At 38.6% G+C, this 580-nt stretch carries 1 rRNA gene; it reads right to left on the bottom strand.

The features are described from left to right. Positions 1-198: ribosomal RNA gene (locus tag J655_RS0104985) — 16S ribosomal RNA — on the bottom strand; the annotation flags it as partial. Between the last annotated feature and the right edge of the window lie 382 nt (positions 199-580).

The raw sequence follows: 580 nt of genomic DNA, 5'->3' as shown, positions 1-580 counted from the left end.
CCCCTGCTTTCTCCCGTAGGACGTATGCGGTATTAGCATTCCTTTCGAAATGTTGTCCCCCACTAATAGGCAGATTCCTAAGCATTACTCACCCGTCCGCCGCTAAGATCAGTAGCAAGCTACCTCTCTCCGCTCGACTTGCATGTGTTAAGCCTGCCGCCAGCGTTCAATCTGAGCCATGATCAAACTCTTCAGTTAAAATCATTTTGTACCTTATTTAAAGACAAGGTACCAATTCTGGCTCATCAATTACTGACTTAAATTTCGCTCAAATAAACTTCGAGTAATTTAAACCAATCAATCAATGAAAATTATTTCGATTAATCAACCAGTAAAAATCCACACAAGTTGTTCTTCAATTCTCTTAATGATCTTCTTCCTGGTTCGTCACCAGCAAGCTAGGTCGGCTATATTACTCTTAATCTCTTAAAAGTCAACAGGTAATTTCGATATTTTTAAAACTTATCTCTCAAACCAACTTACCATCAAATTCATCACTTAAAGCAACCAATCTAATCTCAAGTAACTGTTTTTCAACAAGTTTCTATCTGCATCACCGCCGATGGATGTGCATTATAGA

It is taken from the genome of Acinetobacter sp. 1294243 (assembly GCF_000588015.1).
Lineage (GTDB): Bacteria > Pseudomonadota > Gammaproteobacteria > Pseudomonadales > Moraxellaceae > Acinetobacter > Acinetobacter pittii.
This window is presented reverse-complemented; position numbering and strand designations above follow the sequence as displayed.